This is a genomic window from Enterobacter cloacae complex sp. IR5450, from assembly GCF_049238665.1.
Taxonomy (GTDB): domain Bacteria; phylum Pseudomonadota; class Gammaproteobacteria; order Enterobacterales; family Enterobacteriaceae; genus Enterobacter; species Enterobacter hormaechei_C.
On sequence record NZ_JBMKIC010000025.1, the window covers coordinates 34,174 to 46,976 of the forward strand.

The following is a 12,803-nucleotide window of genomic DNA, read 5'->3' on the forward strand; positions in this document are numbered from 1 at the left end:
AGGAAATCAGGCGAGTTTAGGGAAGGTCGCGATCTTTTTTTGCAGATCACCTTCCTGACTTTGCGGCTGGATCGCGCGCAAATCGTCAATAAAACGCGCCTGCCAGCGGTTGATATCATTCTTGACGATGGTCTCCATCATTTCCGAATGACGTGAAATGCGTTCCGCAAGCGGCATGGTTAACGCGCGATTCAGGGCATTTGCCACGTCATCGCGATCGTAAGGGTTCACAATCAGCGCTGAGGTTAACTCGTTTGCCGCACCGGCAAATTGGGACAGCACCAGCACGCCCGGGTCAGCAGGATCTTGTGCTGCTACATACTCTTTTGCCACCAGATTCATCCCGTCGCGCAGCGGCGTGACCAGCCCGACGTCCGCATAGCGGAACACTTTCATCAGGATTTTGCGCTCAAAATGCTGATTCAGATAGAAAAGTGGAGTCCAGCCGAGCTGGCCATAGCGCCCGTTGATGCGCCCTGCTTCGGTCTCAAGCTGGTGACGAATATCCTGGTAGGCCTGAACCTCACCGCGCGAGGTCGGCGCTATCTGGGTGTAGCGGATCTTGCCATGATGCTGCGGGAATTTATCCAGCAGGGTTTCATAGGCGAGGAATCGCTCCGGCAACCCTTTGGAATAATCCAGTCGTTCAACCGAAAAGATATTCTTAACGTGCTTGAGTTCGTCCTTGAGCTGGGCAAGCTTCGGCGGCAGCGGACCGGAGGCCTGCTCGGCAATTTCGTCTGGCTCAATACCGATTGGGTAGACTTCGGTATGGAAATTTCGTCCCCACGCAGTATGAGATTTACCGCCGTGAGTGACCAGCCGGGTTTTGCCCGACACGCTGTCGAGGAAGGCCAGCCTGTCATTTTCCGTCTGGAAACCGAGCAGGTCGTAATCTGACAGCGCCTCCAGGATCTCCTCGTGCTGCGGCAGCGCCGTAAAGATCTCCGGGGTCGGGAACGGAATATGCAGGAAGAAACCGATTCGGTTATTCACACCCCGTTTCCGCAACTCCCTGGCGAAGGGCAGCAGATGATAATCGTGGATCCATAAGATATCGTCTTCTTCGATCAGCGGCAGTAGTTTATCTGCCAGCAGCGCGTTGACGCGCATGTAGCCTTCATAGGATTCACGCTGGAATTTCACCAGATCCAGACGATAGTGAAACGCTGGCCACAGCACGGCGTTTGAGAACTCGGAATAATATTCATCATAGTCCTTCTCGCTAAGGGCGAAGGAGGCCCACGTGATATTGCCCCGTGACACCTTTTTTAGCGGTTTCTCTTCATTACTGATTTCCCCGCTCCAGCCAAACCAGAGACCACCCGCGGCTTTGAGGGCACCTAATACCCCGACCGCCAGGCCACCGGCACTGGCTTTTTTATCATCCGGCGGTGCGATGCGATTAGAGACGACGACTAAGCGACCCATAATGATTTCTCCCGTTGTTTTGCGCTATTTGTTGTTGTTGCTGGTTAGCGACGTCAGATATCCACTGCCAGACGCTGGCGACATTTTCCAGCCGCCATCCGGCAATGGTTTCACCAGATCCAACCTTGACAGACATGCCCTGGGCCTGGTTTACCACCCTGAACCCGGCCTCGTCGGTCAGGTCATCCCCAAAAAAGACTGGCGTACGCCCTTTGAACGGCGCTTCCGCCATAAACGCTGCAATGGCAGCGCCTTTGTTAATTCCTGCCGGTTTAATCTCGACCACACATTTACCCGGCTGTAACGCCAGCTCCGGATGGGCTTCGGCCACGCTTCTTGCTATCGAAAATATCGCCGCCTCATGATGGGGCGCCTGACGGTAGTGCAGCGCAAAAGCCATGCCTTTGGCTTCCAGTTCCGTACCGGGAAGCATTTCCAGAGCCGAAGAGAGTTGCGCATGCAGCGCCTGAATCAGCGTGTCGGGGAGTGAAACTATATGCAGTTGATCATGGATATCGCGGCGCTCCGCTCCGTGCACACCGGCCAGCGGAAAGTGATAAGGACTGGCGAGCACGTCCAGCTCGGCCATTGAGCGCCCTGAAATCAATGCCAGTGCCCCCTCGTTCTGTCGGGAGAGCTGCTGCAAATTCTCTAACACCGTGTCCGGTACAACAACGTCATCCGGATGCGGTTCAATCCCGGCGAGCGTCCCGTCGAGGTCAAAAAAGAAAGCAAATTTTCCGGGCAGTACAGGCGGTGCGGTTAACAAGTCAGCCACCCTAATCCTCCTTACAGTGAACAAAACAGCCATGTAAGTATAGACAGTGTGACGGTGCTCGCCATTTAGCAACCGGCCCGTCAACAAAACTGGCGGGCCGGTCAGGGGGTCAACTATGGTTAATAGTTGAGCAGGTTAGTGGCTAAAAATAAATCAGACGGTACGCTTCGCTTTTTGCTTGTAACGGTCGAAGATCACCGCTGCCAGCAGGATCAGGCCGCGTACGACGTACTGAGAGAACGGAGAAATATTGAGCAGGTTCATGGCGTTCTCTACGGTCCCCAGAATCAGGATCCCCGCCACCACATATGAGATTTTTCCGATGCCGCCCTTGAGGGAAACGCCCCCCAAAACGCAGGCTGAGATGACGATCAGCTCATAACCAATGGAGGTCATAGGCTGGCCGCTGGTCATGCGCGACGCCAGAATAATCCCCGCCGCCGCCGATACCAGCCCGGAAAGCACGAAGATAATGATCTTGGTCCGTACGACCGGGACACCCGCCAGACGCGCCGCCTCTTCATTGCCGCCAATCGCCAGGGTATTTCGGCCAAAGGTGGTGCGGTTGAGCAGGAAACCGAACAGGATCAAACAGCCTACCGTCAGCCAGATTGGCGCAGGCAGCCCCAGCCAGTTGGCATAGCCCAGCGTGAAGAAACGCTCGTCTTCGATCCCGACCGCTTTGCCGTCGGAGATGATATAGGCCAGACCGCGCACGATTTGCATGGTCGCCAGCGTCGTAATCAGGGCGTTAATCTTCAGGCGCGCAATGACAAACCCGTTCACCAGGCCGCTCAACACGCCGAGCAGCAGCCCGGCCAGCACGCCGATCCACAGGCTTTCGGTCATGTTGATCACCACGGCAGTGGTGACGCCTGCACAGGCAATCACCGAGGCGACCGACAGGTCAAAATCACCGGAGGCCAGGCAGAACAGCATTCCGCAGGCCACCATGCCGGACATGGAGATAGCCAGCCCCAGCCCCTTCATATTGATGAACGTGGCGAAGTTCGGCACAAAAATCGCGCAGGCGACGAAGAGGGCAGCAAAGACCACCAGCATGCCGTACTGGTCCCAGATGCGGCCAAAACTGAAAGCCGACTTCGGCGCTCCGGATGTAGTAACAGAGGACATTATTGACTCCTTACTCAGGCGACAGCCTGGCTAACTTTAGGCATGGCGAGACTCAACGCCTGTTGTTCATTCGCCTGTTCATGCAGCAATTCACCGGCAATTTCGCCTTCACGCATCACTACAATGCGGTCGGCGACGCCCAGCACCTCGGGCAGATCGCTGGAGGCGAACAGGACCGCCACACCACGTTTTGCCAGTTCATAGATGACGTTATAGATTTCGTGTTTCGCCCCCACGTCAATACCGCGCGTTGGTTCATCCAGCAAAATGACCTTCATATCTTCCGATAGCCAGCGCCCCAGAATGGCTTTTTGCTGGTTACCGCCGGACAGGTTCATGATCAGCTGTTCAGCGCCGGGGGTTTTAATGTTCAGCGAACGGATATGGTGATCCGCGTTGCTCGCCTCCCAGCCGTCGTTAATCAGACATCCCGCGCGGATAAACTTGCGCCGGGCAGAGATGTTGATGTTGTCGCGCACCGAGTGCACCGGAATAATGCCCTCTGCCTTTCGATCCTCCGGGCAGAGCATAATCCCCGCGTTAATCGCCTGCGCAGGCTTCTGAATATCGACCTTTTTCCCGTCGACGAAAACCTGGCCCTGGGTTATGCGCGTCCCGCCAAACAGCCCTTTCATCAGCTCGCTGCGCCCTGCCCCCACAAGGCCAAACAGCCCGACGATTTCGCCGCTGCGCACCGAGAGTGAAATGGGCGTGCGCACGCCTGGGGCTTTGACGTTATCCAGACGCAGACGCTCCGGGCCATACTCGCGCGGTTTCCAGTGGTAAATGTCCCCCAGATCGCGTCCGACCATCGCCTGCACCAGCTGATCGTGATTAACCTGCTGCATATCGGTGAAGGTGCGCACGTAGCGTCCATCTTTAAACACGGTGATGGCATCGCTTAAGGCAAAAATCTCTTCCATACGGTGAGAAACGTACAGAATGATGCGGCCTTCTTTGCGCAGCTCGCGGATCACGCGAAAGAGATTTTCTATTTCACGCGCCGAGAGCGAGCTGGTTGGCTCATCGAAGGCGATAATTTTGGCGTTACGCGCCAGCGCTTTGGCAATTTCCACCATCTGCCACTGGCCGATGGAGAGATACTTAAGGGGCGTTTGCGGATCGACATCCAGCCCAAGGTGCTTGAGCTGCAAGCCCGCTTCATAATTGAGCAGCGAGCGGTTGACCACGCCGCTTTTATGCGGAAGCTGGCCCAGATAGATGTTCTCCGCCACGGTCATTTCAGGAATGAGATGCAGCTCCTGATAGATGATGGCGACGCCCGCAATTAACGCTGCCGTGGTGTCGGCAAAGGCCACCTCTTCGCCGCGAATAGCCAGCGTGCCGGTGGTGGGCGTGTAGTTGCCGCTGAGAATTTTTAGCAGCGTGGATTTTCCCGCGCCATTCTCCCCCATCAGGGCGTGAACCTGGCCGGCATAGCAGTCGAAGCTGATATCGGTCAGCGCGTTTACACCGGGGAACGTTTTACCGATGCCGCGGAAGGAGAGATACGGATCAGACTGTTGCATAACGACTCCGTGATTCCTGTAGTGTGTACGTCTGGCCCCTCACGGTGAGGGAGGGGCGCAATCACAGCGTATTACTTACCGCCCAGTCCTTTTTTCGCCAGCTCCTCTTTGAAGTTATCGCGGGTGATCAGCACCACATCGGTCACTTCAGTGAATTTCGGCGGTTCAACCCCTTTGGTCACCCAGTTGTAGAGCATTTCGCTGGATTTATAGCCGTGGACATCCGGGCTTGGCAGCAGTGAGCCATAGAAGCCGGTCGCCTGCGCTTTAGACAGTTCGCTCACGGCGTCAACGCCGTTAATGCCGATCCCGATCACGTCCGGTGCTTTAAAGCCCTGGCCTTCCGTTGCACGCACGCCGCCCAGTACGGTGTTGTCGTTCATCCCCACCACCAGCCAGTGCTTCACTTCCGGATGCTGGACGAGCATGGAGTTCGCCGCATCAAAGGCGCCCGGAATATCGTTGGATTTGGTCGGGACTTTGTAGATCTGTTTTTCCGGGAAGCCAGCCGCTTTCAGGGCGTCCATGGACCCGGTGGTACGACGACGGGCGGTGTCCAGCTCGTCAGCGGTAATGGCCATCACGGCGGTCTCTTTGACATCCCAGCCGCGTTTTTGCATCTCTTTATAGAGCTCCTGGCCCTGACGCTCACCGATTTTAGTGGCCGCCATCATTACCAGCGGAACGGTATCCATCGGTTTACCTTTGGCGTTCACGAACTGATCGTCCACCGCAATCACTTTCATGTCGTAACCGCGCGCTTTCGCGGCAATCGCTGACCCCAGTTTTGGATCCGGCGTACAGATAACGAAACCTTTCGCACCGCTGGCCGCCAGGCTATCAATGGCGTTCAGCGTTTTCTCACCGTCAGGTACGGCGATTTTAATTACCTCAAATCCCAAATCTTTTCCGGCTTTATCAGCAAATTTCCATTCGGTCTGGAACCACGGTTCTTCAGGCTGTTTAACCAGAAAACCGAGCTTTAAATTTTCAGCGATAGCGGATTGTGACATAACGGCAGCCAGGCCGATGGCCGCCAGCGCTTTAGTAAATTTGTGCATGGTAAACTCCAGCTTAAGCATTCTTATCTGTAGGGAATAATGGCGAACAACTTATTTAATCGGACTTAAAACAAGGCATTAGCGCTTACCTTGTTATAAGCGTTATTGCTGGAGATAGTTTTAGCGGGAAATTAATCATCCATAAGAGAGCGACATCACACCGCAGAATTACAGTAATTGCGTACATAAATTCAGCGGAAAATGACATAAAAAAGGACGTAATTGTCCTACAAATGGAAAGGAGTTAAGCAGGATTATCCATAAGGTCAGCTAAGAAATCCCTGTAACCCGGACGCCTTAGCGTCCGGCAGAAAATTTACCAGCGGTAATAGATGTGTTCAGCATGATCGCGCACGGGGGTGTCGTCACCCAACAAACGAGCAGAGAGCGTCAGCGCAAAGTCAAAAGCGTGCCCCAGCCCCTTGCCGCTAATGAGGTTATTATCCTCCACGACCGGCGCATCTACATATACTCCATCATCAACGCTCTGCCACAGATCGCCGGAACAGACGTAGCGGCGCCCCTTCAGTAGCCCGTTACCGCCCAGCACCCGCGCGGCCGCAGAGCAGATCGGGCAGATAAGTTTGCCGTGCTCGTCATGGGCGGAAACAAAGCGGATCACCTCCTGGTTAGCAGCAAGATTGACGCTCCCCTGCGGCCCACCGGGCAACACGACCGCGTCATACAGCCTATTAATGCGCTCCGTTAACGTACTGTCAGCCACCATGGGGATATTATGGTAACTCACTACCGCACGGGACTCCGCGCAGGCCAGCGTCTCCACCTCAATCTGTAAACGCCGCAGAATATCAATAGTGATAATCGCTTCTGCTTCTTCAAAACCAGGTGCCAGCAGCACCGCAACGTTAGCCATCATAAACCTCAAATAATGAAACAATGTAAAACATCGTTTCATTTTCTCGCGTTATCAGATCACAATCTTGCGCCGCGATCACAGAACCGTATATTGAGTGAAAATTGATTTAGCTCAAATTTGATACGACAGGATATATTTGCAAATATTATTTCTGATTTATCACTTTTACAGAATTTCCCGCCAAAGAACGTTTACTGAAACGATAAAAATGAGCAAAATTAATTTTACACCCTTTTAAATCAACATGTTATATAATTACCAATCTCGTAACCTTCTTTCTATTCTGGGCTATATTTAAATTTGTAATCTATGGTAAACACAGCCCAATTAAGAGTTTTCTTAAGTCGAAGAGAAGCGTATGCTTATTTAAATCGAACACAGGAAGTGAATTTTCGAGTTTTTACCTTGCAGAAATCTATTTCTGCCATTCAATCGTCAATACCTGCCGGGTCAGGTTAAGTAGCGGACATCAAGTCCCACAGTCAATAAGGATATGAGAATGACTACCCAAACGATGATGCAAAAACTGAATGCCCAGATGAACCTGGAGTTTTATGCTTCAAATCTGCATCTGCATTTGAGCGCGTGGTGTTCCAGAAAAAGCCTCAACGGCACTGCCACCTTCTTTCGTACTCAGGCGCAAAGTAACGTCACGCACATGATGCGTGTCTTTAACTTTTTGAAAGCTGTCGGGGCAAACCCTACCGTCAAAGAGCTTGAAACGATTGAAGATAATTACACTTCTCTGGAAGAACTGTTCCAGAAAACGCTCGAAGAGTATGAGCAACGCTGTGCGAAGCTGAGCAAACTGGCTGATGAAGCCAAAGCGCAACGGGACATCATTACCCTCACGTTTTTACGCGATATGGACAGAGAGCAGCAGCAGGATGGCATGCTGCTGAAGACGCTCGCAGATGAAATCCGCAACGCGAAACGTGCGGGGATTTGTCTGGAGCAGACGGACCGCCATCTTCTCGACATAGCTACCGTGCAACACCACTAAGTCCCTTCACCCGCTCCCGTCAGGGGGTGGGTACCAACTCCCTGCTTTTGCTGAAATTTAACAAATCAGATCTTGCTCCCAATGAATAACCACACATCGTGTAATGATTTGTTTAATTACATTCATTGACGAGGGAGCATCATGATCACCATTGAGTTTATTGTCATTATCCTCTGCCTGCTGATAGGCACCCGCTTCGGCGGGATGGGCCTGGGGCTGATAAGCGGTATCGGCCTGTTTATTTTAAGTTTTGTCTTTGGTCTGCAACCCGGTAAACCGCCCGTTGACGTGATGCTCACAATCCTCGCCGTCATCGGCTGTGCGGCCACGCTACAGACCGCCGGTGGCCTTAATGTAATGATGCAGTTTGCAGAGCGCCTGCTGCGTAAACATCCCCAACACATCACCCTTCTCGCACCGTTTACCACCTGGATGTTGACCTTCCTCTGCGGGACCGGTCACGTCGTCTACACCATGTTTCCCATTATCGCGGATATCGCCCTGAAAAAAGGCATTCGCCCGGAACGGCCGATGGCGGTGGCCTCGGTGGCCTCTCAGATGGCGATCACCGCCTCCCCCGTTTCCGTGGCCGTCGTTTCGCTGGTCTCGATTCTGGGTGCGCAGCACGGCATCGGTCACGCGTGGGGGATCCTCGAAATCCTCGCCGTTTCCGTACCGGCCTCACTGTCTGGCGTCGCCATTGCGGCACTGTGGAGCCTGCGCCGGGGGAAAAACCTCGCAGACGATACTGAATTTCAGGAAAAGCTGAAAGATCCGAAACAGCGGGAGTTTATCTATGGAGGAACGGAGACGTTGATGGATCAGCGTTTCCCGAAACAGGCCTACTGGTCAACGTGGATCTTCTTCGCCGGGATTGCCGTTGTGGTCCTGCTGGGTGCGCTGCCCGAGCTGCGTCCGGCGTTTGAGATCAAAGGGAAAATGACAGCCCTGTCGATAAACCTTGTCATTCAAATGATGATGCTGATCGCCGGGGCCATCATGCTGATGACCTGCAAGGTGAATGCGTCGGCCATTTCAAACGGGGCGGTATTTAAGGCGGGGATGGTCGCGATTTTCTCGGTGTTTGGTGTGGCGTGGATGAGCGATACCTTTTTTCAGGCGCATCTCGACGAGCTGAAAATGGCGCTGGAGGGGGTGGTGAAGAGTCATCCCTGGACGTATGCCATCGTGCTGTTCCTGGTATCAAAACTGGTCAACAGCCAGGCTGCGGCCTTGACCGCGGTCGCCCCGATGGGGTTGATGCTGGGCATCGATCCGAAAATGCTGGTGGCCTTCTTCCCGGCATCCTACGGCTACTTTGTGCTGCCGACCTATCCGAGCGATCTGGCCTGTATCGGATTCGATCGCTCCGGTACCACCCGCATCGGTAAATTCATCATCAACCACAGCTTTATTCTGCCGGGGCTGATTGGCGTCAGCTGTGCCTGCGTGGTGAGCTATCTGCTGGTGCAGACGTTCTTCTGATCCTTCTGCGGGCGACAGGCTTTGTCGCCCTTCGACGTAAAAGCAGAAAAGGGTTTCTAATTTTAAAACATCGGTTTATTTTAGTGTGACTCACCCTGCGGTGTGAAGCGGAGTTCAATCAGCGCAATCGCTTTCTGGATCGCGCGGAGCGTAACCGGGTCCGCCGCAGCAGGATGGTTGGTGAAATCGATGTTTTTCAGTTGGGTCGACATCTTTTCGCGTACCTCAACCGGCGCGATAACGTCAATCACATCAAGGATTTGTTTGATAACCAGCTGGCAGGCGACGACGTCAGATACCAGTTCCTGATCGGCGCTCAGGTTTTGTGACATGGGGTTCTCCTTATTCAAAGGCCGCCATAGTAGCAAAACAGACGCCCTTCCATCTCCCTCTCGTCGTCCGCAGACATAAAAAAACCTGCCGAAGCAGGTTTTTTATCAGAACATCGCACCCGGTGGGACGTCTTTAAACGTTGTGCAGTAGTTTGCCCACATGCTTTTCAGGATTTTGCGCAGTTTCATTATGTTGCTCCAGTAACGTGTTATGCAGGTGTTATTGTCAATACGCTCATAATATGACCATCATCACAAAAATCAACCATTTTGTGACCTGCATCACGGTTATTAAACCCTCAGTGCTGCTGGTTTGTTAAAAAAAGCCATGATAAATCTGCACGTTACAGTCTTATAAATTCCAGTAAATGTTTATAAAATTTTTTGAGCGGGCAGGAAGAGAATGAGTGAAAACGTATCCGGCAAAGAGAGCCGTGGATTATCGCCTGCGGCGCTGCTGGTGGCCGGTGCTTTCTTTATCGAGTTTCTGGACGGGACGGTGATTGCCACCGCGCTGCCGGACATGGCAAAAAGCTTCGGTGTACAGGCCGTGGATCTGAATATCGGCATCAGCGCCTACCTGATCACCCTGGCCGTGCTGATCCCCGCCAGCGGCTGGATCGCCGACCGCTTCGGCGCGCGAAAAGTGTTTGCCCTCGCGCTGGCAATCTTCACGCTGGCCTCGGTATTTTGCGGCCTGTCCACCACGCTCGATCAGTTCGTCGCGATGCGCGTCCTTCAGGGCATGGGTGGCGCGCTGATGGTGCCCGTGGGTCGCCTGGCCGTGCTACGCACCACGCCAAAACATCAGCTCATCACGGCAATCGCCACCCTGACGTGGCCTGCGCTGGTCGCGCCGATCATCGGCCCGCCGCTGGGTGGGTTCATTACCAGCTATGCCGTCTGGCGCTGGATCTTCTTTATTAACGTGCCGCTGGGGATAATCGCCATTTTGCTGGCACTGCGCATCATTCCAGACCTGCATGAAGATACGCGCCGACCGTTTGATTTACCGGGTTTTGTTGTCACCACCCTTGCCATGGTGAGCCTGGTTTATGCGATGGAGTTGATGGGCGCAGAGCCTCTGCGAACAGGATTAACCGCCACGCTGTTTATCGTCGGTATCGTCGCGTTAAGTCTGGCACTGCGTCACTTTAAGCGGACAACCTGGCCGATGATCAGACTCGATGCGATGCAGGTGCCGACGTTTCGCGTCACCCTGTATGGCGGATCGCTGTTTCGCGCCTCCATCAGCGCGGTTCCGTTCCTGTTACCGCTGATGTTCCAGGTCGGCTTTGGCATGGACGCGTTCCATTCGGGCCTGCTGGTGCTGGCGGTTTTCGTTGGCAATCTCACCATTAAACCGGCGACGACGCCGCTTATCCGCAGCCTGGGGTTTAAGCGGCTGTTGCTGATTAACGGTGCGTTGAATGTCCTGGCGTTGCTGGCCTGCGCGTTTCTGACGCCGCAGACGCCCGCGTGGCTCGTCATGCTGATCCTCTATCTGGGCGGCGTTTTCCGTTCGATTCAGTTTACAGCCATCAGTACGCTGGCTTTTGCGGATGTGCCATCGGTGCAGATGAGCTATGCCAATACTCTGTTTTCAACCGCAACGCAGCTTGCCGTGGGGCTTGGGATCACGCTCGGGGCGATTGGTATTCGTATCGGGGAAAAAGTCAGTGAGGCGATGGGGATTGCCGGCATGCCGGGAATGAGCTTCCGGCTGGCATTTGTGGCGATCGCACTAATCTGCCTGGTGGGAATGGTTGACACGCTGCGTCTGACCAAAGATGCAGGCAGCGCGGTCTCATCGAAAAAGTAACGCTATCTGCCGGGCAGGCAACGCACCGCCCGGCAAAACGGAATCAGCCAACAATACCGCGCACGAAGGCTTCGATCTCTTTGTCCTGGCAGTTCTCGAAGAAGCACTGCTGGAAGCGCTGGCCTGAGACGGCGGTTTTAACCAGCTCAGGATCGATTGCTCGCAGGGTATCCAGATAGTTTTCTTTCACCACCGCCGCTTTCACCTGGTTCAGGATCCCGGCGTTACGCACCTGCGGCTCTTTACGCTCTGGTGGATAACCTTCGCCATTGCGTCCGGTAAACGCTTTCTCAAAGATAAAGCGTACGTTCAGTTCTGCCCCCCAGCCGAAGCCCTTTGCAAAAGGCAGAGAAAGCGCGTTACCGTTGTTGATTTGCGCAAACAGGAAGGCATCCGCAGGATCGATGCAGTAACCGCAAATCACACCCGGATGGATGTTCAGGGACATCAACGCGCCCTGCCCGGTACCGCAGCCGGTGACAACAAAATCGACAGCTTTAGCGTTAAGCAGAATGCTCGCCATGATGCCCAGGTGAATATAGGTGAGATGATGATCGTTCTCATCACTCATACCGACGTTATAGACCGGGAAACCTTTCTCATCAGCAACGGCTTTCAGCTCATTAAGGATGATGGGATTTTTAGCGGCCTGGCTGTTTTCCATCATCAGTGCAATTTTCATCTTGTCTCTCCTGAATGCATGGCGGGCGATCCCGCTGTGGATACTTTTTCCACTTAACCTTACTATCAAACAAACACACTTTCAAATTAAGTGAAAACTTGTTTTAAAAAACAAAGATGCGCTCACAATTTCGCGCGGTGGCCCGGCTCGTTGCACAGTGAGAGGGCAGATCCTCCGGCTATTCCGGCCATTGCGTCATATCGCGTTGGTTACAATGGCGTATTTCCCGTCACGCAGAGTGAACCATGAAACGTATAATCATAGCCGGAACGATCCTGTTGCTCGCTGGGTGCAGTATCAACCGTCAGGCAGAAATCAGCAGTACGGATGCCCCAAACGGAATTGTGCGCCTCGACTATGGCCAGGCCATGCTGCAAAACGCCTGGTCTGATGAGTATGTTAATAACGGTACGGCAACCAAAGCCTGTCAACATATGGGCTACGCCACCGCGTCAGCCTACGGGCAGCCAATTAAAACCTGCACCCTGATCAGCGGTTCACTCTGTCTGAACGAAAGTGTGACCATTCAGTATAAATGTCAGGGATATGCTGTTACCTCTTCCAGCCAGAATCCGTGGTATTAACCGCTACTGCCAGTCACGCTGGCAGTTTATTTAATAAGAACTAAAACAATTCTCATTAATAAATATAAATATCGGCAATGCGTTT

13 protein-coding genes are annotated in these 12,803 nt (G+C 53.5%); 4 read left to right on the forward strand and 9 right to left on the reverse strand.

Annotation, left to right across the window (positions count from 1 at the left end; all coding sequences use genetic code 11):
* Positions 1-6: 6 nt before the first annotated feature.
* From otsA to ACOTYB_RS17540, 6 genes are all read right to left on the reverse strand, one after another.
* Positions 7-1,431: an alpha,alpha-trehalose-phosphate synthase gene (otsA, locus tag ACOTYB_RS17515; protein ID WP_003859691.1), complete on the reverse strand. Its 1,425-nt coding sequence runs from the start codon at positions 1,429-1,431 to the stop codon at positions 7-9.
* The gene (gene otsB / locus ACOTYB_RS17520; RefSeq protein ID WP_023314361.1) at positions 1,406-2,209 is read right to left on the reverse strand and encodes a trehalose-phosphatase; all 804 of its coding nucleotides are present in this window, start codon (positions 2,207-2,209) and stop codon (positions 1,406-1,408) included. The genes otsA and otsB overlap by 26 nt, the downstream gene beginning before the upstream one ends.
* A 153-nt stretch (positions 2,210-2,362) precedes the next feature.
* On the reverse strand, positions 2,363-3,343 hold the full coding sequence (gene araH / locus ACOTYB_RS17525) for an arabinose ABC transporter permease AraH (RefSeq protein WP_003859689.1): 981 nt from the start codon (positions 3,341-3,343) through the stop codon (positions 2,363-2,365).
* A 14-nt stretch (positions 3,344-3,357) separates the two neighbouring features.
* Positions 3,358-4,872 carry an L-arabinose ABC transporter ATP-binding protein AraG gene (araG, locus tag ACOTYB_RS17530; protein ID WP_032609545.1) on the reverse strand — a complete coding sequence of 505 codons (1,515 nt, stop codon included), beginning with the start codon at positions 4,870-4,872 and terminating at the stop codon, positions 3,358-3,360.
* Positions 4,873-4,943: 71 nt separating this feature from the next.
* On the reverse strand, positions 4,944-5,933 hold the full coding sequence (gene araF, locus ACOTYB_RS17535; protein WP_017384422.1) for an arabinose ABC transporter substrate-binding protein AraF: 990 nt from the start codon (positions 5,931-5,933) through the stop codon (positions 4,944-4,946).
* Positions 5,934-6,249: 316 nt separating this feature from the next.
* Entirely contained in the window at positions 6,250-6,807 is a 558-nt protein-coding gene (locus tag ACOTYB_RS17540; RefSeq protein WP_045329949.1) for a DJ-1/PfpI family protein, read from the reverse strand.
* Positions 6,808-7,309: 502 nt separating this feature from the next.
* Between ACOTYB_RS17540 and ACOTYB_RS17545 the strand changes: the two genes are divergently transcribed.
* Entirely contained in the window at positions 7,310-7,813 is a 504-nt protein-coding gene (locus tag ACOTYB_RS17545) for a non-heme ferritin-like protein (RefSeq protein WP_032609548.1), read from the forward strand.
* Between the two features lie 141 nt (positions 7,814-7,954).
* The gene (locus tag ACOTYB_RS17550) at positions 7,955-9,298 is read left to right on the forward strand and encodes an anaerobic C4-dicarboxylate transporter (protein WP_220316969.1); all 1,344 of its coding nucleotides are present in this window, start codon (positions 7,955-7,957) and stop codon (positions 9,296-9,298) included.
* Between the two features lie 80 nt (positions 9,299-9,378).
* Here the strand turns inward: ACOTYB_RS17550 and ACOTYB_RS17555 are convergent, their stop codons facing one another.
* Both ACOTYB_RS17555 and azuC read right to left on the reverse strand, forming a co-directional pair.
* On the reverse strand, positions 9,379-9,630 hold the full coding sequence (locus tag ACOTYB_RS17555) for a DUF2766 family protein (protein ID WP_003859683.1): 252 nt from the start codon (positions 9,628-9,630) through the stop codon (positions 9,379-9,381).
* Positions 9,631-9,735: 105 nt separating this feature from the next.
* A complete protein-coding gene (azuC, locus tag ACOTYB_RS17560; protein ID WP_003859682.1) occupies positions 9,736-9,819 on the reverse strand; it encodes a stress response protein AzuC in 84 nt (27 codons plus the stop codon).
* Between the two features lie 214 nt (positions 9,820-10,033).
* Between azuC and ACOTYB_RS17565 the strand changes: the two genes are divergently transcribed.
* Complete coding sequence (locus tag ACOTYB_RS17565; RefSeq protein ID WP_409248990.1) at positions 10,034-11,452, forward strand: MFS transporter; 1,419 nt, start codon at positions 10,034-10,036, stop codon at positions 11,450-11,452.
* A gap of 43 nt (positions 11,453-11,495) precedes the next feature.
* Here the strand turns inward: ACOTYB_RS17565 and ACOTYB_RS17570 are convergent, their stop codons facing one another.
* Positions 11,496-12,134, reverse strand: a complete 639-nt coding sequence (locus ACOTYB_RS17570; RefSeq protein ID WP_003859680.1) for an RpiB/LacA/LacB family sugar-phosphate isomerase — start codon at positions 12,132-12,134, stop codon at positions 11,496-11,498.
* 245 nt (positions 12,135-12,379) lie between these two features.
* Between ACOTYB_RS17570 and yecR the strand changes: the two genes are divergently transcribed.
* The gene (gene yecR, locus ACOTYB_RS17575) at positions 12,380-12,718 is read left to right on the forward strand and encodes a YecR family lipoprotein (RefSeq protein WP_003859678.1); all 339 of its coding nucleotides are present in this window, start codon (positions 12,380-12,382) and stop codon (positions 12,716-12,718) included.
* Positions 12,719-12,803 lie beyond the last annotated feature (85 nt).